The following is a 23,299-nucleotide window of genomic DNA, read 5'->3' on the forward strand; positions in this document are numbered from 1 at the left end:
CTTCATGGAACGAGATGACTGTCTATAACAAATTAAAAATTGCGATTCTAACTATTCTTGCGACGCAGACCTTACATGCGATAACGCTTGAACCTCTACAAGTCATGTCTGCTCCTGGGGATTTGCTCTATGCTGAAATGAATTTCAGTCAGGCCAATGTATCCTCTAATTTGCAGGTGGGTTTAGCAACGCCTGAAGATTTGATGGGTTTAGGAATTTCTCATCAACCGTCTGCACAACTGAATTTTTTTGCAAGACGTAATGGGCAAGGCACTGGCGTAATTGTGATTACTTCCTCGCGCCCATTTACCCAACCTGAGCTGGATATTGTACTTAAAATTCAGGAAGGCAATGGCACACGATTACAGCACATTAAACAATCAATTAATCGTAAAGCTGTGCCTGCGCTACAAACAGCCAATGAAAAACCACTTACTCCCAAATTTATTGTAAGTGAAAAAGATATTGCGTTGAATTTACCTGAAAGTACACGTTATTCAGGCATAAATACCAACTCAACCGTTGCAACATCTACTCGAAATACAGATTTGGTGGCAGATCGTTCTCAAGCACTTAATATCAACACAACTCCACCACCCGCATTACAAACATCCACAGCCTCGGTACAAATAGCCGCTCCTGTGAAAGAAACAAAAGTACAAACGATAGATCAATCACCGCCTGCTCATTTGAATATTAAAGAAACTGTACAACCAAACGAGGGATTATCTAAAATTGCCACTCAAAGTCAGGTGCCAACGTCCACTCCACCTGTTCAACCCTCGAAACCAGTCGAGGGAACTGCTAAAGAACAAAAAAAATCTTCTTCTCTCAATAAAACACCTCAATCAAATGCAGAAAAAACACCAGAGAAAAGTAACACTGCAAAAGTAAAAGAAAAAACGACATCAGAAAGCAAAGTGTCTAGTGAAAATCAGCATATTGTGCAGCGCAATGAATCATTATGGAGTATCGCAAACCGTATTGCGACTCAGACCAATCAACCTATTGCACAGGTCATGCAACAAATTAAAGCACAAAATAGTCATGCTTTTATTCAAGGTGATGTTAATCGTTTAAGACAAGGCGCTGCATTAAATCTCTCTGCTCATGGAGATCCAAACGCTCAAAAAATAGCTGAGATCAAGTCACCAGCCAGCTCTACACAAGCGTCAGGACGTGCGAAATATCGACTTAATCAGGCTGAAATGAATCTGGTTGCAGACAATGAACAAGATTCTACGCAAGGAAGCGCGAAACACAGCACAAAACAGGATCAAAGCAATGCTGAGTTGTCATTAAAAGTTATGACAGCACGACAAAAAACCGTTAAATTACAGCAAAGCGTCACTGAAATGGAACTGGCCTTAAGACAAAAGGATCAAAGAATCCAGCTTTTAAATGCTCGTCTGGCACAATTACAGCAGCAGTTAAAAGAGCGAGAAAATGCCAAGAAGCCATTGCATTAAAGTCATCTGCATCATATAGATATTTGAATGAGTCAAATAAAATGACTCATGCTTGAAGGGGTAAAAGCATGTTGTATGTGATTCCGTTTATTATTTTATTGATTATTGCGGTTGTTTTAAAAAAACGGGAAGCAGGTAAGGAAGAACAAAACCTAGCAAACAAAGCCAATGCGAAAAAGAAAGGCAAAAAAACTGTTGGGAGAACTGCAAGCCGTCCGCGTGCCGAGTCTAAAGAAGTTACGCCTACAATTATTGCTGAGCAGAAGAAAACCACCCCTGTATCTCAGGAGTTGCATCAAAAGATTGTATCTTGGATACAAAGTGGAAATTACTCTACCGCAGAAGCACAGATTAATCAGGCCTTAAACCGTGATAATTCACAGCACGGTTTATACTTACATCTTTTAGATATTCATATTCTGCAAAAAGACGAATTTGCAATTGATCAGTTAATCACACATCTGCGCGCATTGGATTTACAAGATATTGTAATGCAGGCAGAAGCTAAAAAACGCGAATACGAACAAAAGAAACAGCCAGAAGGAATAGACTACTCTTCAGACAGTCTCAATTTTCAAGCCGTTGGCAATGAGAAATTATCTGAGACTCCTCAGAATGCTATGACTGATGCGGACTTTGATGCATTAGTTCAGACGCAAGCACAAAGCAATGAATCGACTGCAACCGATAGTATTAAAATCGAGAAAGATAGCGTTTCAGAAGTTGAACCTCTGGAATTTAATTTTTCTTTTGATTCATCTACAAAAGTAACAGAACAATCAACAGACCTTGCTGAACCACTTTCTGAAAAACCGACTGATCTTTCCGAATTTTCATTAACACTGGAACCAAGAGAAGTTTCAAGCAACCATATTGAAACTGGAAAAAATATTGATGTTGACCTTCTAAAAGCAACTCCAACTGAAATAGATCCACCAAAAGTTAGCCTCGACTTTTCTAATCTTGATTTTGCAACACAACCATCATTAGAACCGACAAACGAACGTATTAAAACTCAAGTAGAGGATACAGCAGAAGCTTTACCCGAATTTAAATTTGACCAACTAGAATTAGAATCGACTTCAGCACCTTTTGAAACAAAATTAGAGCCCGCTTCATCTGTTGAGCAAACGACAGAACAAGTCTTAGAAACTTATACTGATGTTTCTAAAGGATCTTCATCGTTTGATTTAAATGATCCATTGGTTCAATCTTTTCCTGAACTTGGTCAGATTAATGAGCCTCAATTAGATCTGGATTTAGCAAAGCAATATATCGAACTGGGTGCATATGATTCAGCACGGATTTTATTGACCAAGAACCAAGCAACTTTTAGTCCAGAGCAGCGTGAACTTTCAAAAAATTTACTAAATCGAATAGCATCTTAAAAAAGATCGTTCTACCATAAGCAGTCTGTTCAGACTGCTTTTTTATTATGAAAAAAATAGCATTAATATATATGGGTGGAACCTTTGGCTGTGTTGGAGAACCTCTGTCACCCATGCCCTATCCTCAATTTACCCCCCAATTACAACGCATCATTCCTGTTGAGCTGGATGTAGATTGTTTCGCTGCCCCCATCATTAAAGACAGTAGTGCTTGTACTGCTCCAGACTGGCTCGTTTTAATTCAGCAAATACAAAGCTTACAGTTACAAGGCTATAGTTATTTCGTCGTAATTCATGGAACGGACACCTTAAGTTATGCTGCCGCCACATTGGCACGCTTTTTGGGTCAATCATGTCATTTAGTTATTACAGGAAGCCAATACCCTCTGCTTAATAAAGCAGGAACGGATACGCGCGAATTTACCGACGCATTAGACAATTTATATTATGCGCTTGATCAGGTCGTAAAATTGCCTGCAGGAAGTTATTTGGCTTTTCATCATCAGATTTTTCACGCACAAACCGCTTTAAAAATACAGACCACTGAACTAGATGCTTTTACTGGGATATTGGCAGAAAAAGACTGTAGCACAGCGACATCCTCTTATTTGGTCAATGATGAAGCAATATTACGTAGTCAGAATTTATCACTTTTAAATATAATGGCACAGCCGATTGGCTTAAGTGCATTCAAGCAACAACTACAAAACTTACTCTCACATCCGCCCCATTTTTTAATTCTTCAAGGTTTTGGGACAGGTAATTTGGCTGTTGATGAAGAGATCATTGCACTATTACAACAGCTTCGACAACAAGGCTGCCTGAGTATTTTAACCACTCAAGTCTGTTTTGGTCAGATGGATCAACGTTATGCAGTCAGTGAATGGGTAAATACTGCTAACATATTGATCAATAGCACCCATAGCCATGCCGATTTATATGCCAAAGCATTGCAAATCTATTTACAATTTGACTTGCCAGAACTGCGTGAGCAACACTGGACACTGTCTTAATCTTTGAGGTCTAAATATGCAGCGCTTTGCAATCGGTATTGAATTTTGCGGTATTCGTTATCGGGGCTGGCAAACGCAACAAGCGGGCGTTCCAAGTGTACAGGAAACTTTAGAACGTGTATTAAGTACCATCGCAGATGAACCTATTATCTTGCATGGTGCAGGTCGTACCGATGCGGGTGTGCATGCCACCAATATGGTGGCGCATTTTGATACCAATGCGATACGCCCTGAACGTGGCTGGATGATGGGTACAAATAGCCAACTTCCCAAAGATATTTCGATCCAGTGGATCAAGGAAATGTCTTCTGATTTTCATGCGCGCTTTAAAGCCATTGCACGTCGTTATCGTTACGTCGTGTATAACACAAACTATCGTCCAGCTTTACTTTATAAACAGGTGACGCATGTTTATCAGCCGCTAGATGTAGAAAAAATGAAGCTAGCCGCAGCTAAATTTGAAGGTACACATAATTTTGAAAGCTTTCGGGCAGCTGCATGTCAATCCAATCAGCCAGTGCGTCATGTCAGTCATTGCCAACTCATTGAACATGGTCGTTATTTGGTACTCGATATTCAGGCAGATGGTTTTTTACATCATATGGTGCGTAATATCATGGGATGCTTACTCGAAATCGGACAGGGGCTATATGGCGTAGATCATATTGATACCATGTTTGCAGCGCAGGATCGAAAGGCCGCAGGCGTCACAGCCCCAGCACACGGCTTATATTTTATTCAAGCTTATTATCCAGAACAATTTGAACTTCCTCAGCCTCCACTTGGACCACATTGGCTGAACCTGCCTGATGCATTTGCCTAATTTTTTGTATTAACGCAAGAATCGGGTCATCACATGCCCCCAAAATTTTCAAAATGAGCCTTTCAATATCATTTAGGCTCATGATGAAACGTCTTGAAAATAAAATCGTCATTATTACAGGCGCAAGCTCAGGCATAGGCCGAGAAAGTGCAGTACTCTTTGCACACGAAGGTGCAGTCGTCATCAATGTGGCTCGGCGTGCTGAACGTCTTCAAGAGCTTGAACAACATATTAAAGCAAACGGCAATCATTGTTTCTCTGTGGTTGGCGATCTTTGTGATCCATCGACCATGCAACGTGCTTTAGATCTAGCTTTACAACATTTTGGTCGTATTGATATTGCATTTAACAATGCGGGTATATTAGGTGCATTAAAACCTACTCACCAAATAAGCCAAAATGAGTGGGAAAACACCTTAGACACTAATCTTTCAGCAAATTTTTATGCTGCACAAATGCAGTTGAATGCGATGCTTAAACAAAAAATGGCTGTATTTTATTTACCTCGACGTTTGTTGGGCATCGTATAGGTTTTCCAAACATGGCGGCTTATGCTGCCAGTAAAGCGGGGCTAATTGGCTTAACTCAGGTGATTGCCGCAGAATATGGTCGTTTGGGTATTCGTTGTAACTGCCTCATTCCTGGAGGTACAGATACAGAAATGGGACGCGCTGCTGTAGATAATGAACAAGCTTATCAACACATTCAGAGCTTGCACGCTTTAAAACGAATGGCACAGCCTCAAGAAATTGCACAAGTTGCTTTATTTGCGGTGAGTGATGAATCTAGTTTTATGACAGGCTCAACCCTTTACGTTGACGGCGGTATTTCCGTAGTGCGGGGTTGACTCAAAAAAAAGCATCCATTGAGGATGCTTTGTCTTAAGAAGAACGCTGCTTACGCTTTCTATATTCTACTGGCGTTTCATTGGTCCAGCGTTTAAATGCTCGATAAAAAGTACTTGGTTCAGAAAAACCCGTTAGATAAACAATACGTTCAACACTTTCATTGGTATTAGCCAGTAGTTTCTTGGCTAAACGGCAACGGTAATCTGACAAAATCTGCTGAAAACTGGTATTGGCTTCGCTCAACTGAGTTCTTAGGCGACGCGGTGTAATGTGTAACTGCGCTGCAACTGTTTCCAGTGTAGTTTCACCGCTTTCCAATGTTGAACCAATCGCACGGCGTACCTCACCCACTAAATCGTAACGTGCCAGTTCCTGAAGCTTTTCAATCGCAAGTTGCTCATGCAATTGCAAAAGTTCTGGTTCAGCCTGCCAAAGTGGATAATCCAGAATATCGGCATCAAAGTACAAGCGTGTTTCTTTTTGTCCAAGACTAACTGGACAACCATAAACACGAATGTATTCTTCTTCAGCAGCCCCATGATTAAAATCAAAATCGATAAAAATAGGCTTAAAAGCACCTTCGGTAATAAATTTAAAAAAGCGTAAAATTCCAGATAAAGCACATTCTGAAAAGTGTCGATTGACGATATTGTCAGAAAAAGGTTGTTCGCCATTGGTCAAGTAACACCCATGTTCATCGACCACTAAGCGTGCATGTAAAGCATCGCTAATTAAACGTTGATAAGCCAAAGCGCGTTTTAACCCTTCACCAAATGTCTCACTACTAATAAATAAATGTTCAATGACTTGACCACGATATAATGGTAAATGCTCTCCCAAATGCAAACCGATATCGGGGTCTTTACTCACTTCTTCTGCCGCAATCCAAAAGGCATATTGTGCGTTTAAAGGAGTGCGGGTATTGGTATCCACCTGATTTAAGGCGACACCTGCTTTTGTTAAAATTTCTTCGGTTGGCAATCCTGCACGACGAATCGCCTGATAGCCAAATCGTAATACAACCGATGCATCTGTTAGCTGACCCACGTGGCATCCTTCCTTGTATGTTCTTCATTTATACTTAAAAACTTAATTTAGATTACCGCTGATTGACCAAACTGACAACTCAATTCAGGTCATTTTTACACATTTTTTTTATTGAATTTGACCCATTTGCCACTTTAACATGCTCCACAAATTGGGGCGTTGGTCTTGTTTTTTGATAAAAAATTGACTACAATTTGCGCCTTTCCAATTTGATCATCAGGTAGGCTATGGCCAATAAAGAGGAACTCATCGAGTTCGAAGGCGTTGTCACCGAAACGCTTCCTAATACGATGTTCCGTGTACGTTTAGAAAACGGTCACGAAGTAATTGCACATATTTCTGGTAAAATGCGTAAACACTATATTCGTATTTTAACGGGCGACAATGTTAAAGTTGAAATGACCCCTTACGATTTGACCAAAGGTCGTATTACTTATCGTGCGCGCTAATTCCGTTTAGTGAATGCAAAAAAGCCACTTTCCAAATGTGGCTTTTTTATTGTTTTAAATTTGATTTTCATCGCTTAATCAGCCGAGTTTACTCAAATTATCTCGACTCTCACTGAGTCATCATTTTTAATCATAGAATAAATAGAAAAGGATTTTTTATGATGAACCACAAAATTTATGCGGTGATAGGTCTTACTTTATTCATCCAAGCCTGTGCCACACATACTCAGCCCAAAGTAAATTTGCAAGATTATTTACAACAGTTTATTGGTCAATCTGCGCAACAGATTCAGCAACAGATCGACCTCAAAGCACTTGGCTATCAAGTGCTTGATCAACCCAATATGACCAAGAATCAACTTACCTATACAATCTTACGCCCCATGAATATTCCAACACCAATGGTCAGTAATGTTGAGGTCGGTGGAACGGCTGTCCCATTACAATTGGGAAACCATTCTGCCAACTCTTATGATGTAAATTTTAATTGCAAAATTATCTTTAATCTAAATAATCAGATCGCTGAATCTATTCAATTTCAAGGCAAAGCCTGTTGAGTTTGATTTGGAATTTAAGCGCTAAAAACCAATAAAAAACGCAGCCTAAGCTGCGCGTTTTTATATACGAATTTTGATTAAGCCAAAGCTTGGACTACAGCATCGCCCATTTCTGAGGTACCAACTTTCGTCATGCCTTCAGACATAATATCGCCAGTACGTAACCCTTTATCCAATACACTGCCTACAGCATCTTCAATCGCTTTTGCTGCTGCTTCTTCTCGGAAGGTATAACGCAACATCATCGCCACTGATAAAATGGTTGCAAGTGGGTTCGCAATATTTTGTCCAGCGATATCTGGTGCAGAACCATGACAAGGTTCATACATGCCTTTACCATTTTCATCTAACGATGCAGATGGCAGCATGCCAATTGAGCCCGTCAACATCGCTGCTTCATCAGATAAAATGTCACCAAACAAGTTACCCGTAACGATCACATCAAATTGCTTTGGTGCCCGCACCAATTGCATTGCTGCGTTATCAACATACATATGTGAAAGCTGAATGTCTGAGTAATGAGCCTGTTGCAAATCAGTCACGGTTTGCTTCCACAGCTCAGTCACTTCTAATACATTGGCTTTATCGACTGAACAAACCTTACCACCACGTAACCCTGCCATTTCAAAAGCAACTTTGGCAATACGTTTAATTTCAGATTCGCTATAAACGTCAGTGTTGTAACCTTGTTTTTCGCCATTTTCCAGTTCACGGATACCACGTGGCTGACCAAAGTAAATACCACCTGTCAATTCACGGACAATTAGAATGTCCAGACCTGCAACAATTTCTGGTTTTAGGCTTGAAGCATCAGCCAGTTGCGGATAAAGAATAGCGGGTCTTAAATTTGCAAATAAGTTTAATTCACTACGAATTTTAAGCAAGCCGCGCTCTGGACGGATCGAGCGCTCAATCGTATCCCACTTAGGTCCACCCACTGCACCAAGTAAAATCGCATCTGCTTTTTTGGCTTGTTCAGAAGTGACCGCAGGATACGGCTCTCCATGTGCATCGATAGCTGAACCACCAAGTAGTCCATGTTCCCAACTTAAACCTAAATTAAACTTTTGATTGACTGAGGTTAATACTTTTTCAGCAGCAGCCACAATTTCTGGCCCAATGCCATCACCCGCTAAAATTAAAATTTGTTTAGACATCTTTGCTTTCCATTTTTACTGTATCAGCCAACATGCTGATGGATCATTAAACCTTTTGTTCTACAAACTCGCCCAAACCTGTCACAGCATCAAAAGGTCGACAAAAACGGCGAATGGTACGCTGCCCTTCTTGCATTGCGACACATAAGGGTTCTGGTGCAGACACATTAAGTAAGCTTCCGCCTGTATGTCTGGAACGATCGCGGTACATTTTAAAGGTATATTGCTGATTCGATTTAAATTGGTGAATCACATGGAAAGTTTCAGCACGATCTGGTGAAATAGGATAGAAACGAATCACCAATTCATATTGATCGGCTGGTACAGATAAATACATGGCATTATGCTGACTAAAAACCGAGCCTTGTAAGCGAACAATTCCCTGTTTAAGGCTATCGGAACTTACCCGATGACTATTTGCATCCATAATTGGCGTTGTATTTATACGCTCAAATTCACAATGTTTTACGCCAGCGCAATAGATAGAGGCATTGGCTCGAGTAGCTCCTGTCTCCGCCTGCTTAATACGCAAAGTATCAACAACAGTGTTCGTGCTTTGACATGCACTCAGTGCGACTGAGCATATTCCAAGCATTACACTATGGCGAAATGTCCTCTTCATTGTCAGAGCCCAACCTTATTTACAGTAAAGTTTTCAACGTCTTTAAGCCTGCATGGTAACAAGAGTTGAACCTCTATGCTATTGCTATCTTTAAAATCTACCGCTCCTGTTGATTCGCTTAATTTATTGCGTTAACTCTTGAAAAACCCATGGACGATCTTGTCTGGCTTTAGCTTCAAATTCACGAATTGCATCTGCATTTTGCAAGGTCAACCCAATATCATCTAAACCATTTAATAAGCAATGTTTACGGAACGAATCTATCTCAAATTTAAATGCTTGACCTGATGGTGTACGCACTTCCTGCGCTTCTAAATCAACAGTCAGTTGATACCCTTCAGTTGCAGCACATTCCTTAAATAACTGGTCAACAATATCTTCTGCCAAGATTACTGGTAACATGCCATTTTTAAATGAGTTATTAAAAAATATGTCGGCATAGCTCGGTGCAATTACAGTACGAAAACCGTATTCATTTAATGCCCACGGTGCATGTTCACGACTTGAGCCACAACCAAAATTAGTCCGTGCCAATAGAATAGTTGAACCTTGATAACGTGGTTTATTTAAAACAAAATCAGGATTTTTAGGACGTTTGCTAATATCTTGCCCCAAATAACCTTCATCCAAATAACGCAACTCATCAAACAAGTTATCGCCAAAACCTGTACGCTTGATCGATTTCAAAAACTGTTTTGGAATAATTAAATCGGTATCGACATTGGCACGATCTAAAGGTGCAACAATACCCTGTTCAATTGTATATTTTTTCATGGTTTGCTCCCTTAGAATGAACGAACATCAACAAAATGACCCGCAATCGCTGCTGCTGCTGCCATCGCTGGGCTGACTAAATGCGTTCGCCCACCATTACCCTGACGACCTTCAAAGTTACGGTTTGAAGTTGAGGCACAGTGTTCACCCGGCTGCAATTTATCAGCATTCATGGCCAAGCACATTGAGCAACCTGGTTCACGCCATTCAAAACCTGCTTCTAAAAAGATTTGATCTAAGCCTTCTTGTTCTGCTTGTTGTTTGACCAAACCAGAACCTGGCACAATCATCGCCTGTTTAATGCTTGAAGCAACTTTGCGCCCTTTAACCACTTCCGCTGCGGCACGAATATCTTCAATACGCGAATTAGTACATGAACCAATAAACACGCGGTCTAATTGGATATCTTCCAATGCCTGACCCGCAGTTAAGCCCATGTATTGATAAGCACGTGTCCAATCGTTACGCTGAACATCGTCTTTGGCTTGTTGCAAAGTCGGAACAGCTTGAGATACTGGAATCACCATTTCTGGTGAAGTTCCCCAAGACACTTGTGGCTCGATCTCTTCACCTTGTAAAACAACCACTGTATCAAAGTGAGCATCTTGATCAGAATGTAAAGTATTCCAGTAGGCTACAGCTTGATCCCATTGTTCATCTTTCGGTGCATATGGACGGTTTTTAACATATTCAATGGTTTTGTCGTCGACTGCCACCATGCCCACGCGCGCGCCTGCTTCAATTGCCATATTACAAACCGTCATACGACCTTCGATTGACATATCACGGAATACCTGACCACCAAATTCAATCGCATGGCCTGTTCCGCCCGCAGTCCCAATTTTTCCAATAATTGCCAAGACAACATCTTTAGAGGTTACGCCTTTGCCTAAAGTACCATCGACACGAACCAACATGTTTTTCATTTTCTTTTGAACAAGACACTGGGTTGCCAATACATGTTCAACTTCTGATGTTCCAATCCCGTGTGCCAAGCAACCAAATGCACCATGTGTTGCAGTATGTGAGTCACCACACACCACGGTCATTCCTGGCAAAGTTAAACCTTGCTCTGGCCCAACCACATGTGCAATACCCTGACGAATGTCATTGATACCAAATTCAACGATATCGAAAGTTTTGCAGTTATCATCAAGGGTTTGTACCTGAATACGTGAAGTATCATCTTCAATTCCCGCAATTCCCTGTTCACGTTCTTTTTTTGAAGTCGGAACGTTATGGTCAGGTGTGGCAATATTGGCACTTAAACGCCAAGGCTTGCGATGGGCAAGTTGTAAACCTTCAAAAGCTTGTGGACTGGTCACTTCATGCAATAAATGACGGTCTATATAAATCAGGCTTGAACCATCATCACGTTGTGAAACCAAATGGTCATCCCACAATTTGTCATATAAAGTTTTTGCGCCTTGGGTATTGCCTGCCATGTCGTCGCTCTCCACCGTGCTTGCCATTGGACTGGGTAATTTGAATCTTATCCCGATTATAACGAATGTTTTACATAAAACTAATTTATCATTTTTATTAATTAAAAAACTTTTTGGAATGTTTTAATTTAGTTCTGGCGAACGAACCAATTCAATGAATAATCTTTGATTTATTCATATTTTCTTTGAATAATAGATTTGATATAAAAAACTGTTATGAGTAGCCCCGTATGAATCTTGCCGCCTTTGAAGCTTTTGTAAAAGTGATGGAAACTGGTTCAATTTCTCTAGCTGCTGAACAGTTGTTTATTACCCAGCCTGCTGTCACTAAGCGTATTCATAGTTTGGAAGAGTATTTTGGGGTCAAGCTGTTTGAATCTGCGGGTCGAGGCGTACAACCCACTCACGCAGCACACTCTCTGTTACCACGAGTAAAAAACTGGCTGAATGAACTAGGTGACATTCATTACACATTAAGCCATGAACATGACCAAGTACAAGGTCAGTTAAAAATTGGGACGAGTCATCATATTGGCTTACATCATCTTCCGCATTATTTAAAACAATATGTGCAGGAATTTCCTCAAGTCAAACTGGATGTGCATTTTGTCGATTCAGAACAGGCGCATGAACAAGTGTTGGCGGGTGATCTGGAACTGGCTTTTTTAACGCTCCCTCCACAAGGCGATGAACGCTTAAGCTATATGAATGTCTGGACAGATCCATTGGTGTTTGTTGCAGCGCCTTTTCACCCATTAGCACAACAGCATAATTTATCACTGGAAGATCTACTAAATTATCCAAGTTTATTGCCTGCGGCTCAAACCTACACCAGTCAAATCACATTGGCAGAATTTGAGAAGCATGGTTTAAAACCCAAAATCACCATGAGCAATAATCCACTTGAATCAATTCGGATGTTAGTTTCAATAGGTTTGGGTTGGTCTGTCCTACCTAAAACATTGGTCAATCAAGATCTATATCAGCTTGATCTTAATATGGAATTACATCGTCAATTGGGAATGGTCTGGCATCCATCGCGTAGTCAATCCAAAGCGGCACAGGCCTTGATTGAGCTTATGCAACACCAAACTGAGCTTTTGTAAGCGATCACTTTGTAAATAAGTCACTACTCCTTTTTACTTAAATATAAAAAACCTCTACTCAAATAGGAGTAAGTTGGTCATTACCCCATGATTTATTCCAAATAAAGAATAATAAATCAGCTTTCTTGCAAATGCTGAATCATGGCTTGGTTATAAAATATTGCCCAACATGGAGTGCAAGCATGCTGAACGAAGCCTCAAAAGTAAGCCATGAACAAAAGAATAACGAGGAAATTACAACCTGTCATGCAACTCAAGCCAATCGTGCCTTAAAGCCTACAAAGCTGCTTCGGACACCTAATTTACGTGATCACGATAGCAACAGCATGCGCAGTATGATGCGGGATTACTTCTTAAATACTTTTAATAGTTATGAAAGCTTATTTGAATGTTTAGCCAACGATGATGCATTTTATAAAAAACCAATTTCGTTACGTCACCCGCTTATCTTCTATTATGGTCATACTGCTACTTTCTTTGTAAACAAGCTGTTATTGACACGCCTAATTGAACAGCGCGTAGACCACAAAATGGAATCGATGTTTGCGGTCGGCGTCGATGAAATGAGTTGGGATGATCTGGACGATACCCATTATGAATGGCCAACTCCCCAACAAGTCAAAGCCTATCGCGATAAAGTTCGTCACCTCATATTAGATTTAATTGAACATGCACCACTGACCATGCCAATTGACTGGGATAATCCGTGGTGGGCAATCATCATGGGTATTGAACATGAGCGGATTCATCTGGAAACATCTTCAGTTTTAATTCGCCAACATGATCTGGATTTTGTAAAACCGCATCCACGTTGGCAAGCAAACACCCAAAGTAATCATCCCCCCGAAAATATGCTGCTTAAAGTGCCTGAGGGAAAAGTTTTTCTCAATAAGCAAAAAGATCATGCCTACTATGGTTGGGACAATGAATACGGTCAGCACGAAGCAGATATTTCAAGCTTTGAAGCCTCAAAATATCTGGTCAGTAATCAGGAATATTTAGCCTTTGTTGAAGCACAAGGCTATCAAACCCCAGAATACTGGCTAGAAGAAGGTCGTTCGTGGCTAGCGTTTAGCAAAGCGACCCATCCTACTTTCTGGATCAAGAAAAAACAGGGTTGGTTTTTACGTCTGATGACCGAAGAAGTTGCCATGCACTGGGACTGGCCTGTCGAAGTCAATTACCATGAAGCCAAAGCATTTTGTATATGGAAAAAAGCGACGACAGGTTTAAATGTTCGCTTACCGACCGAAGATGAATGGTATCGGTTATACGATGTGACTGGATTAAAAGAATTGAATGCCTTTCCTGCCAATGCCAATATTCATTTGGACCATGGTGCATCTTCCAGCCCGATTGACCAGTTCCAGCACGGTGATTTTTTTGACGTGCGTGGCAATGTCTGGCAATGGACAGAAACACCCATTTATCCATTCGAGGGCTTTGATGTTCATCCGATTTATGACGATTTTACTACGCCCACTTTCGATGGGCAGCACAACTTAATTAAAGGCGGCTCATGGATTTCTTGTGGGAATGAAAGTTTGTTTTCTTCCCGATATGCATTTCGCCGTCATTTTTTCCAACATGCAGGATTTCGCTACGTGATTTCAGAACAAAATGCCATACATCCAGACTCCCACTATGAAACAGACCAGTTGCTTTCACAATACGCGGAATTTCATTATGGCGATGAATATTTTGGAGTTAAAAACTTTTCCAAAGCACTGGTTGATTTAGCAATGCATACATTGGGAAATCGACCAAAAACCAAGGCGCTTGATATTGGCTGCGCGCTTGGTCGCGCAAGCTTTGAGTTAGCACAACATTTTGACCACGTAACAGCTATCGATTTTTCCGCGCGTTTTATTCAGCATGGCGTACAACTCGCAAAAGGTGAAACTTTGCGCTACACCCTAACCACCGAAGGTGAATTAGTAGATTATAAATCCTGTTCCTTACGTGATTTAGGTTTTGAATCTGTTCAAGATCAGGTCGAGTTTTATCAAGGTGATGCCTGTAATCTCAAAAGTCATTTTACAGACTATGATTTTATTTTCGCATCCAACCTTATTGACCGTTTATATAGCCCAAGTAAATTTTTACAGCAGATTCATGAACGACTCAAGATTGGCGGCGTTCTCATGTTGGCATCGCCATATACATGGCTAGAAGAACATACCCCACGTGAAGAATGGATTGGCGGGTTTAAAAAAGACGGCGAGAATTTCACTACGTTGGATGGATTACATGCCCTACTGGATCAACATTTTCGTTTAATTTCCGTACCACAAAAAGTCCCTTTCGTAATTCGGGAAACTGGACATAAATTTCAACACACTTTATCGGAAGTGACGTTTTGGGAACGTATCAATGAATAGGAAATAAAATGCTCAACCCATAAGGGTCATCGTGACAGGCGACATGGATGTCGCCACGCTGGATTGCGGTTGCAGGGATGCACCGTCAATCCAGCAAAAGATTTTTGTTACTTTTCATCTTTGAAAAGTAAGGTATACATAAAATAGACAACCTCGACCCAAATCTAAAAATGTAGAGATTCTTTGTTTAATCAAAGTACAAACTAAACCTATCTCTAGACTGAAAACTTAAATCGACCAATCCTGAATATCCCAACCGTTCTCTTGCGCCAATGTCTCCAAACGATCATCTGGATTCACCGCAATCGCATGCGTTGCATACTCAAGTAAAAATCGATCATTGATTGAATCTGAATAAGCCCAAGATTCATTCACTTGACGACCATCCAGCCATTGATCCAGACGAACCAATTTCCCCTGCTGATAACACGCCAATCCTGCGACCTTGCCTGTATAAGCCCCTTCTACCACTTCGGCATTGGTGGCAATAATTTCGGTAATCCCAAACTCACGAAAAATAGGCGCGGTAATGAAATCACTGGTCGCGGTAATCCCCACAATCTCATGACCTAACTTTTTATGATGCTCAATCGCAGCAAAACCTTGTGGACGCATTTGTGGTCGAATCACCTTTTGCATAAATAATTGATGCAGTTCAGTTAAATAAGCGCTGTCATGCTGAGTCAAAAACTGAAAAACAAACTCATTGTAGGCATACGGGTCAAGTTGCCCAGCTTTATAGTCTTCATAAAACTTATCATTCATCTGGCGATGATGTACGGGATCGACCAAACCTTCATTGACTAAAAATTCTCCCCAAGAATGGTCAGAATCTGTATTGAGTAAGGTGTGATCAAGATCAAACAAAGCCAATTTCATGAAAATACTCGTTAAAACTGAAATTTAAGAAAAAAAATGTAAATCTATCTCCGCTAGTCGATAGAAATTCGTTAAGATCATAGCAATTTAAATGCATTTTACTTTGATCTTTTCGCGCTGGGCTTCAAGAGTGACCGCCCCCGATTTCAAAGTCAACGATATTGATAAAATTTAGGTAGCCAAATGATCGACTCTGAAGGTTTCCGACCCAACGTCGGGATCATTTTGGCAAATGATAACGGACAGGTTTTATGGGCAAAACGCATTGGTCACAATGCTTGGCAATTTCCACAAGGAGGAATCCAGTTTGGAGAAACACCTGAACAGGCACTTTACCGTGAACTGAGAGAAGAGGTCGGCTTATTGCCCCAACATGTCCAGATTATTGCGCAAACCAAAGGTTGGCTGCGTTATCGTTTGCCACACCGATACATTCGACCGGACTCAGATCCCGTATGTATCGGACAAAAACAAAAATGGTTTTTACTGAAGTTGACTGCACCTGCGGGTAATATTCAGTTAAACCTCTCTGACCCAGCCGAATTTGATGAATGGCAATGGGTGAGCTATTGGTATCCATTGGGTCAGGTGGTGAACTTCAAACGTGATGTTTACCGCCGAGCCATGATGGAGTTGTGCATGTTATTGCCACAACAACAATCGGCTGAAAAATCACTTCTTTAGCAAGTGATTTTTTGACTGAGTGCTGTTATAACATCACTAAGCGCGATTTACTTTTTGGAGCATACATTCATGTCAAACATGCAACTCGACACCTTAAGACGGATTGTTCAAGAGATCAATGCGTCGGTGAGCTTGCATGATTCACTGGATATTATGGTCAATCAGGTCGCCGATGCCATGAAAGTTGATGTCTGTTCCATCTATTTACTGGATGAACGCAATCAACGCTATCTTTTAATGGCATCAAAAGGACTTAACCCAGATTCAGTCGGTCATGTGTCATTACACGTCGGTGAGGGTTTAGTTGGCTTAGTTGGACAGCGCGAAGAAATCGTCAACCTCGAAAATGCCTCTAAGCACGAACGCTTTGCCTATTTACCTGAAACAGGTGAAGAAATTTATCACTCCTTCCTTGGTGTCCCTGTCATGTATCGCCGTAAGGTGATGGGTGTATTGGTGGTTCAAAATAAACAACCTCAGGACTTTAGTGAAGCAGCAGAATCGTTTTTGGTAACGTTGTGCGCCCAACTTTCAGGCGTGATTGCACATGCTCATGCTGTAGGGAATATTGATGTCTTTCGTAAGCCGACCTCAGGTGCTGCTTATAAAACCTTTCAAGGTGTTTCTGGCGCGGGAGGAATTGCTTTAGGTCGTGCGATTGTGCTTTATCCTCCTGCTGATTTAGCTGCTGTTCCTGACCGTGAAGCAGAAGATATCAGTGACGAATTGCAACTCTTGGATCAAGCCATTCTTTCAGTACGCACTGAAATTCAATCTCTTGATGAAAAGATGCAAGACTCACTGATGTCAGAAGAACGCGCACTTTTTAGCGTCTTTCTACGGATGCTAGATGAAAATGCGCTGCCTGCCGAGATTAAAGAACTGATTCGGGCAGGAAACTGGGCACAAGGTGCGGTACGCCGTGTGATTGATAAACACATCAATCTGTTTGCGCAAATGGAAGATGATTATTTGCGTGAACGCGTTTCAGATTTAAAAGATCTTGGGCGACGGATTTTGGCCTCATTACAGGAAGCCGATTCCAGTCACCGTGAAATCAGTCCTGATAGCATTATTATTGGTGAAGAAATCAGCACAGCCGCACTTGTAGAATTGCCTGTCGATAACATTGCTGCCATTGTCACCACAGAAGGCGCGGCAAATTCACATATGGTGATTGTGGCACGTGCATTGGGCATTCCAACCGTGGTTGGTGTCACCGAGCTGCCAATTAACACGCTTGATGATGCTGAAATGATTGTCGATGCTTATCAGGGACGTGTTTTTATCAATCCCCCACGACGGATGCGCCAACGTTATAAAGAGATTCAAAAAGAAGAAGAACAAATCGCCAAAGATTTAAAACAGTACGAAACCCGTGATGCAATTACGCCTGATGGTGTCGCAGTCCGTTTATATGTCAATACAGGCTTAATGATCGATGTCGTTCGCGGCGTACAACGTGGTGCCAAAGGCGTGGGCTTGTACCGCAGTGAAATTCCATTTATGTTGCGTGATCGCTTCCCTGGCGAAGAAGAACAACGCGCCATGTATCGTCAACAACTCAGTCACTTTGCCAACAAACCTGTGACCATGCGCACACTGGACATTGGTGCAGATAAAGACCTACCTTATTTTAGTATTGAGGAAGAAAACTCGGCACTTGGCTGGCGTGGTTTACGCTTTACCCTTGATCATCCAGAGATTTTCTCGACACAGGTTCGCGCAATGCTCAAAGCAAGCATTGGCTTAAATAACCTGCATATTTTATTGCCAATGGTGACGAGCGTCAGTGAAGTCGAAGAAGTCTTGTATTTATTGGAACGCGACTGGATCGCAGTACAGGAAGAAGAACAGGTTAAAATCACCAAACCCAAAATTGGGATTATGGTCGAAGTTCCAAGCGTACTGTTGCAGATCGATGAGTTTTCAGAATTGGTCGACTTTTTCTCTGTGGGATCAAATGACCTGATTCAATATCTACTGGCGGTTGACCGTAATAACCCTCGCGTTTCTAGCGTTTATTCACACTTTCATCCATCGGTATTACGTGCTTTGCAACGTCTGGTTAAAGAATGCCATAAATATGAAAAGCCTGTGAGTATTTGTGGCGAAATGGCAGGAGATCCTTTCTCGGCAATTTTATTGATGGCAATGGGTTTCAATACACTCTCCATGAGTTCGAGTAATATTTTACGTGTCCGCAAGGCGATTTGCCATGTACCCATGAGTGATGCAGAAAAGTTACTGAGCGAAGTCGTTAAAATGAATAATCCATTGATGGTTAAAAGCTGGATGGAATATTATTTTAAAAAGCATGGCTTGGGCGATATGGTCAAATCCAATCGTTTATCCGTTTAAATTGACCCAACTAAGATTCTCATAAATAAGGGCACATCGATTGTGCCCTTATTTTTTACTTCAATTGAGCGTTTTTTAGATTGGTAAGCTACGCTCTAATATCTGCTGTACTATTCTTGCGTCTGGATCTGTTTCTGGCATTAAAATTAATCCTGTCACACGACCATGAAACATACTATAACGCGACTGGATAAAAGTATTTGCAACTTCATCAGGTGCAAAACGTTTTAATAATACGGCTTGAGCAAGTATTACTAAACGACTCACAAAACTTCTTGCCATAAATTGCAGTTGTTCAGGCGATTGTTTTAAAACATCCAACAGTTCATTAACTTCATTGTGCAGTTGTGGCACCTGTGAGGTCACGTCATAAAAAGATTCAAATAAAGTCTGAATCGATGCTGGATGACGTTGAATCGCGCGTAATACATCCAGACACATGACATTACCCGAACCCTCCCAAATTGAATTGACAGGTGCTTCTTTAAATAGTCGTGCCATAATTCCAGTTTCGACATAACCATTACCGCCAAACACTTCCATCGCCTCACCCGTAAGTTCAACGGCGCGCTTACAAATCCAGAACTTTGCAGCAGGGGTCATGATACGTGCCCATGCCTGTGACAGTTCATCCTGATCTTGATAACTCGCAGCTAAATGCATGCTGAGTTGGACTGCTGCTTCACTTTCTAAGGCCAAATCTGTCAAAACAGCCTGCATTAAAGGCTGATCAGCGAGGACTTTGCCAAATGCCTTGCGCTGACGCGTATAAGCAATACATTGCACCAAAGCCTGACGCAAAATGGCAGAACTTCCCACGACACACGTCAACCGAGTATATGCTGCCATTTCTATGATGGTCGGAATCCCTCGCCCTTCCTCTCCAATCATAATGCCCCATGCATCATGAAACTCAACTTCACTGCTTGAATTACTACGATTCCCTACTTTGTCTTTAAGACGCTGAATATGCACACTGTTTTTTGTGCCATCTTCTAACCAGCGCGGAACATAGAAACAACCTATTCCATCTGTCGGGGTTTGTGCGACCACTAAATGTGCATCGGACATCGGGGCAGAAAAAAACCATTTATGCCCTGTGAGTAAGTATTGCTGCCCCCGACCAGAAGTTGCAATCGGTTTCGCCAAAGTTTGGTTGGCACGAACATCTGAGCCACCTTGTTTCTCAGTCATACCCATGCCAATCCAGATCGATGATTTTTCTGAAATTGGCACATCACGCTCATCATAGTTTGTCGATAACAGCTTTTCTCCTAACTGTTGCCACAACTTCGGCTCACGTTGTAATAAAGGAATAGCCCCTAAAGTCATGGCATTTGGACATAGATTTCCACATTCAACTTGTCCACTAAGGTAAAACCGTGCAGCCCAATCGACCCAATTTGTTTTAGACTGCGCCGCAATAAACGGATGCGCATGTACGCCATATTGACGATTTAACTTCATCCACGCATGCCATGCAGGATGGAACTCCAGATCATCGATTCGACGACCACGTGCATCAAAAGACTGCAATTCTGGCGTATGTCGATTGGCTTGATCTGCCAACATATAAGCCTGAGCTGAGCCAAGTTTTTCAGCAAAATCTGTAAGTAATGCTTGATCCTGGCTGCCATAACGTTTCATGATTTCTTGTAAAACAGGATCCGTTCGATATAAATTATAGTTCTGTAGCTCATCAAACTGATTTTTGATCTGGTGGGTGGTCCATGCATTCATCTTTTTTGTCCTTCATGTTTTATCACAGTATAGAAACAAATCAGCTTTGAATTGTTCGGGTTTAATTTATGAAAATAAACAGTATCAAAGTGCGTAGAAAGCCCAAGCAGTCAAGAGCCAGATTTACTCAGGATGCACTGGTAGATAGCTTTGTTCAGCTTTTGCTGGAAAAAGAAGCCACTGCGATCACGATTCGGGAAATTACCGATCTGGCAGGTGTTGGTCTGGGGACTTTTTATGAGTATTTCAGTCAGAAAGAAGATTTACTCGCACTGACTATTCATCATTATGTGCAGCGTAATGCTCATGCATTACAACAAGCAACCGAAACTGCTCTTAAACAGAATACCAATCTAAAGACATACATTAATACCCTAATCCATTTGCAAATTGCTTCTATTGCTGAAAAAAGTCATCTCTGGCAAAAATTGTTTTTATTAGAACGACAAATTTCAAATATCGATATTTATCAAAAGCATTATTTACAACATGTCCAAACTTGGTGTTTTGCCCTCAAACAACATCCTGATCATACCCTTATAGATGTTGAATCGCTTGCACTAAATATTCATCGTATTAGCTATGGTTTTATTTCCCAAGCCCTTCTGGTTTCTCAGCGAACACCTGACTGGAAATTAATTGAACAAGATATTCAGATGGCAATTTATGGATTTGTCCAAACAGTTTGATATTAATCGCTTTTATCTCTTATAAAAATAAATTTAATCGTTTTTACATTATACAAAATACAGCGTATGTTAAATCTAAGCACTATACGGACTGAACATGAGAGTTTTTAGATGTTCATAAGCTGTGAGATCGCACTTTTTTATGCTTAAAACCGTATCAATTGAAATCTCAGATTTGTATATTTTTTACAAAATATCCAATGTCATTCTGGGGTAGGAATGTTAGTTATATAGTATTGCTATACCCATGACATTATTACAATTTTAATCACAAGACACTGTTTTATGGAGAATTAAAATGAGTGACGATAAACTAAAGTGTCCAGTCACCCACCTTACTACTGATGCAGGCGCGCCTGTTGTAGACAATCAGAATAGTATGACGGCAGGTGCACGTGGCCCTCTTCTTGCCCAAGACCTCTGGCTCAATGAAAAGTTAGCCAATTTTGCCCGTGAAGTCATTCCAGAACGCCGTATGCATGCCAAAGGTTCGGGTGCATTTGGTACATTTACCGTAACCCACGATATTAGCCAATATACCCGCGCTAAAATTTTTAGTGAAATTGGTAAAAAAACTGAAATGTTTGCCCGTTTTTCTACCGTTGCTGGTGAGCGCGGTGCAGCCGATGCAGAGCGTGATATTCGTGGATTTGCCTTAAAGTTTTATACCGAAGAAGGTAACTGGGACATGGTGGGGAATAATACGCCTGTGTTCTTTTTCCGTGATCCTCGCCAGTTTCCAGATCTTAACAAAGCAGTTAAACGTGATCCTAAAACCAACTTACGTAATCCTACTTACAACTGGGATTTTTGGACACTTTTGCCTGAAGCATTTCACCAAGTCACCATCGTAATGTCTGACCGTGGTATTCCAGATGGTTATCGTCATATGCATGGTTTTGGCAGTCATACCTATAGCTTCATCAATGCCAATAACGAACGCTTCTGGGTTAAATTCCACTTCCGCACTCAACAAGGGATTAAAAACCTAACCGATGCTGAAGCTGAAGCTCTCATTGGTAAAGACCGTGAAAGTAGTCAATCTGATTTGTTTAATGCCATTGAACGTGGTGATTTTCCAAAATGGAAATTATGTGTTCAAATTATGCCCGAAACCGATGCAGAAAAAGTCCCATATCATCCATTCGATTTAACCAAAGTTTGGCCACATGGCGATTATCCACTGATTGAAGTCGGTGAATTTGAACTGAATCGAAACCCTGAAAACTATTTTCAAGATGTTGAACAAGCGACTTTTGCACCAAGTAATCTAGTTCCTGGTATCAGCTATTCTCCAGACCGTATGTTACAGGCACGTTTGGTGAACTATGCAGATGCGCATCGTTACCGTGTAGGTGTCAATCATATTCAGGTTCCAGTCAATGCCCCTCGTTGTCCTGTTCACAGTAACCGCCGTGATGGGCAAGGTCGTATGGATGGTAACTATGGTGGTCTTCCACACTATGAACCAAATAGCTTTCATCAGTGGCAAGAACAACCCCAATACCGCGAACCACCATTAAAAATTAATGGGGATGCAGATTTCTGGGATTATCGTAAAGATGATAGCGATTATTTCAGCCAACCACGTGCTTTGTTCAATTTGATGAATGCTGAACAAAAACAGGCTTTATTTGACAATACTGCACGAAACGTGGGTGGCGCATTAGACTTTATCCAATATCGTCATATTCGTAACTGCTATGCATGCGATCCAGCTTATGGCGAAGGTGTCGCAAAAGCATTGGGTAAAACTGTTGCAGATGCACAAGCGGCACGTGCAACTGATCCTGCACAGGGAAATCCTGGTTTATTGTAAATCTTTAAATTAGATAGATTGAATTATTTCATTGATCTTTCATCTAAA

The 23,299-nt window shown here is 41.2% G+C and carries 19 protein-coding genes and 1 pseudogene; 13 read left to right on the top strand and 7 right to left on the bottom strand.

Translation table 11 applies throughout. The features are described from left to right. The first annotated feature begins 14 nt into the window (after positions 1 to 14). From A7A69_RS03525 to A7A69_RS03545, 5 genes and pseudogenes are all read left to right on the top strand, one after another. A complete protein-coding gene (locus A7A69_RS03525; RefSeq protein ID WP_152876304.1) occupies positions 15 to 1,469 on the top strand; it encodes a FimV/HubP-related protein in 1,455 nt (484 codons plus the stop codon). Between the two features lie 68 nt (positions 1,470 to 1,537). After that, on the top strand, positions 1,538 to 2,857 hold the full coding sequence (locus A7A69_RS03530; protein ID WP_152876305.1) for a FimV/HubP family polar landmark protein: 1,320 nt from the start codon (positions 1,538 to 1,540) through the stop codon (positions 2,855 to 2,857). A gap of 47 nt (positions 2,858 to 2,904) precedes the next feature. Then, on the top strand, positions 2,905 to 3,870 hold the full coding sequence (locus A7A69_RS03535) for an asparaginase domain-containing protein (protein WP_152876306.1): 966 nt from the start codon (positions 2,905 to 2,907) through the stop codon (positions 3,868 to 3,870). A 16-nt stretch (positions 3,871 to 3,886) separates the two neighbouring features. Continuing rightward, positions 3,887 to 4,693 carry a tRNA pseudouridine(38-40) synthase TruA gene (truA, locus tag A7A69_RS03540; RefSeq protein WP_152876307.1) on the top strand — a complete coding sequence of 269 codons (807 nt, stop codon included), beginning with the start codon at positions 3,887 to 3,889 and terminating at the stop codon, positions 4,691 to 4,693. Positions 4,694 to 4,776: 83 nt separating this feature from the next. Next, positions 4,777 to 5,540: pseudogene (locus A7A69_RS03545) on the top strand (SDR family oxidoreductase). 34 nt (positions 5,541 to 5,574) lie between these two features. Here A7A69_RS03545 and A7A69_RS03550 read toward each other — a convergent pair. After that, positions 5,575 to 6,588 carry an AraC family transcriptional regulator gene (locus tag A7A69_RS03550; RefSeq protein ID WP_120369754.1) on the bottom strand — a complete coding sequence of 338 codons (1,014 nt, stop codon included), beginning with the start codon at positions 6,586 to 6,588 and terminating at the stop codon, positions 5,575 to 5,577. 227 nt (positions 6,589 to 6,815) lie between these two features. Between A7A69_RS03550 and infA the strand changes: the two genes are divergently transcribed. Then, entirely contained in the window at positions 6,816 to 7,037 is a 222-nt protein-coding gene (gene infA / locus A7A69_RS03555; RefSeq protein ID WP_004718087.1) for a translation initiation factor IF-1, read from the top strand. A gap of 158 nt (positions 7,038 to 7,195) precedes the next feature. Beyond that, a complete protein-coding gene (locus tag A7A69_RS03560) occupies positions 7,196 to 7,594 on the top strand; it encodes a hypothetical protein (protein WP_152876308.1) in 399 nt (132 codons plus the stop codon). A 77-nt stretch (positions 7,595 to 7,671) separates the two neighbouring features. On the opposite strand, the gene leuB is transcribed toward A7A69_RS03560, so the two are convergent. The 4 genes from leuB to leuC form a co-directional block, all read right to left on the bottom strand. After that, positions 7,672 to 8,751 carry a 3-isopropylmalate dehydrogenase gene (gene leuB / locus A7A69_RS03565; protein ID WP_152876309.1) on the bottom strand — a complete coding sequence of 360 codons (1,080 nt, stop codon included), beginning with the start codon at positions 8,749 to 8,751 and terminating at the stop codon, positions 7,672 to 7,674. Positions 8,752 to 8,797: 46 nt separating this feature from the next. After that, positions 8,798 to 9,373: a hypothetical protein gene (locus A7A69_RS03570; RefSeq protein WP_120369757.1), complete on the bottom strand. Its 576-nt coding sequence runs from the start codon at positions 9,371 to 9,373 to the stop codon at positions 8,798 to 8,800. Between the two features lie 123 nt (positions 9,374 to 9,496). Continuing rightward, positions 9,497 to 10,147, bottom strand: coding sequence for a 3-isopropylmalate dehydratase small subunit (gene leuD, locus A7A69_RS03575; RefSeq protein WP_120369758.1), 651 nt, complete (start codon positions 10,145 to 10,147; stop codon positions 9,497 to 9,499). An 11-nt stretch (positions 10,148 to 10,158) separates the two neighbouring features. Then, positions 10,159 to 11,592, bottom strand: coding sequence for a 3-isopropylmalate dehydratase large subunit (gene leuC, locus A7A69_RS03580; RefSeq protein WP_120369759.1), 1,434 nt, complete (start codon positions 11,590 to 11,592; stop codon positions 10,159 to 10,161). Between the two features lie 230 nt (positions 11,593 to 11,822). Between leuC and A7A69_RS03585 the strand changes: the two genes are divergently transcribed. Both A7A69_RS03585 and ovoA read left to right on the top strand, forming a co-directional pair. Further along, positions 11,823 to 12,698, top strand: a complete 876-nt coding sequence (locus A7A69_RS03585) for a LysR family transcriptional regulator (protein WP_151980423.1) — start codon at positions 11,823 to 11,825, stop codon at positions 12,696 to 12,698. Positions 12,699 to 12,880: 182 nt separating this feature from the next. Beyond that, positions 12,881 to 15,079 (top strand): 5-histidylcysteine sulfoxide synthase, encoded by a 2,199-nt coding sequence (gene ovoA, locus A7A69_RS03590; RefSeq protein WP_152876310.1) that lies wholly within the window; start codon positions 12,881 to 12,883, stop codon positions 15,077 to 15,079. Positions 15,080 to 15,307: 228 nt separating this feature from the next. Here the strand turns inward: ovoA and A7A69_RS03595 are convergent, their stop codons facing one another. After that, on the bottom strand, positions 15,308 to 15,958 hold the full coding sequence (locus A7A69_RS03595; RefSeq protein WP_152876311.1) for an HAD family hydrolase: 651 nt from the start codon (positions 15,956 to 15,958) through the stop codon (positions 15,308 to 15,310). 183 nt (positions 15,959 to 16,141) lie between these two features. Here A7A69_RS03595 and A7A69_RS03600 point away from each other — a divergent pair, with 183 nt between their 5' ends. Beyond that, complete coding sequence (locus A7A69_RS03600; protein ID WP_120369763.1) at positions 16,142 to 16,642, top strand: RNA pyrophosphohydrolase; 501 nt, start codon at positions 16,142 to 16,144, stop codon at positions 16,640 to 16,642. Between the two features lie 69 nt (positions 16,643 to 16,711). Next, on the top strand, positions 16,712 to 19,003 hold the full coding sequence (gene ptsP / locus A7A69_RS03605) for a phosphoenolpyruvate--protein phosphotransferase (protein ID WP_120369764.1): 2,292 nt from the start codon (positions 16,712 to 16,714) through the stop codon (positions 19,001 to 19,003). A gap of 75 nt (positions 19,004 to 19,078) precedes the next feature. On the opposite strand, the gene A7A69_RS03610 is transcribed toward ptsP, so the two are convergent. Next, positions 19,079 to 20,743: an acyl-CoA dehydrogenase family protein gene (locus A7A69_RS03610; protein ID WP_152876312.1), complete on the bottom strand. Its 1,665-nt coding sequence runs from the start codon at positions 20,741 to 20,743 to the stop codon at positions 19,079 to 19,081. A gap of 68 nt (positions 20,744 to 20,811) precedes the next feature. On the opposite strand from A7A69_RS03610, the gene A7A69_RS03615 reads away from it, so the two are divergent. Then, a complete protein-coding gene (locus A7A69_RS03615) occupies positions 20,812 to 21,432 on the top strand; it encodes a TetR/AcrR family transcriptional regulator (protein ID WP_151980427.1) in 621 nt (206 codons plus the stop codon). Between the two features lie 298 nt (positions 21,433 to 21,730). Further along, on the top strand, positions 21,731 to 23,251 hold the full coding sequence (locus tag A7A69_RS03620) for a catalase (protein ID WP_120369767.1): 1,521 nt from the start codon (positions 21,731 to 21,733) through the stop codon (positions 23,249 to 23,251). Positions 23,252 to 23,299: the final 48 nt, after the last annotated feature.

Source organism: Acinetobacter guerrae, from assembly GCF_009372255.1.
GTDB lineage: Bacteria > Pseudomonadota > Gammaproteobacteria > Pseudomonadales > Moraxellaceae > Acinetobacter > Acinetobacter guerrae.

Bases quoted from the DNA above. Each gene is read 5' to 3' on its own strand.
- A7A69_RS03595 (WP_152876311.1), bottom strand. From the start codon at position 15,958: ATGAAATTGGCTTTGTTTGATCTTGATCACACCTTACTCAATACAGAT.
- A7A69_RS03600 (WP_120369763.1), top strand. From the start codon at position 16,142: ATGATCGACTCTGAAGGTTTCCGACCCAACGTCGGGATCATTTTGGCA.
- leuD (WP_120369758.1), bottom strand. From the start codon at position 10,147: ATGAAAAAATATACAATTGAACAGGGTATTGTTGCACCTTTAGATCGT.
- A7A69_RS03525 (WP_152876304.1), top strand. From the start codon at position 15: ATGACTGTCTATAACAAATTAAAAATTGCGATTCTAACTATTCTTGCG.
- A7A69_RS03620 (WP_120369767.1), top strand. From the start codon at position 21,731: ATGAGTGACGATAAACTAAAGTGTCCAGTCACCCACCTTACTACTGAT.
- A7A69_RS03570 (WP_120369757.1), bottom strand. From the start codon at position 9,373: ATGAAGAGGACATTTCGCCATAGTGTAATGCTTGGAATATGCTCAGTC.
- ptsP (WP_120369764.1), top strand. From the start codon at position 16,712: ATGTCAAACATGCAACTCGACACCTTAAGACGGATTGTTCAAGAGATC.
- A7A69_RS03560 (WP_152876308.1), top strand. From the start codon at position 7,196: ATGATGAACCACAAAATTTATGCGGTGATAGGTCTTACTTTATTCATC.
- leuB (WP_152876309.1), bottom strand. From the start codon at position 8,751: ATGTCTAAACAAATTTTAATTTTAGCGGGTGATGGCATTGGGCCAGAA.
- A7A69_RS03610 (WP_152876312.1), bottom strand. From the start codon at position 20,743: ATGAATGCATGGACCACCCACCAGATCAAAAATCAGTTTGATGAGCTA.
- A7A69_RS03530 (WP_152876305.1), top strand. From the start codon at position 1,538: ATGTTGTATGTGATTCCGTTTATTATTTTATTGATTATTGCGGTTGTT.
- infA (WP_004718087.1), top strand. From the start codon at position 6,816: ATGGCCAATAAAGAGGAACTCATCGAGTTCGAAGGCGTTGTCACCGAA.
- A7A69_RS03615 (WP_151980427.1), top strand. From the start codon at position 20,812: ATGAAAATAAACAGTATCAAAGTGCGTAGAAAGCCCAAGCAGTCAAGA.
- truA (WP_152876307.1), top strand. From the start codon at position 3,887: ATGCAGCGCTTTGCAATCGGTATTGAATTTTGCGGTATTCGTTATCGG.
- leuC (WP_120369759.1), bottom strand. From the start codon at position 11,592: ATGGCAGGCAATACCCAAGGCGCAAAAACTTTATATGACAAATTGTGG.
- ovoA (WP_152876310.1), top strand. From the start codon at position 12,881: ATGCTGAACGAAGCCTCAAAAGTAAGCCATGAACAAAAGAATAACGAG.
- A7A69_RS03585 (WP_151980423.1), top strand. From the start codon at position 11,823: ATGAATCTTGCCGCCTTTGAAGCTTTTGTAAAAGTGATGGAAACTGGT.
- A7A69_RS03535 (WP_152876306.1), top strand. From the start codon at position 2,905: ATGAAAAAAATAGCATTAATATATATGGGTGGAACCTTTGGCTGTGTT.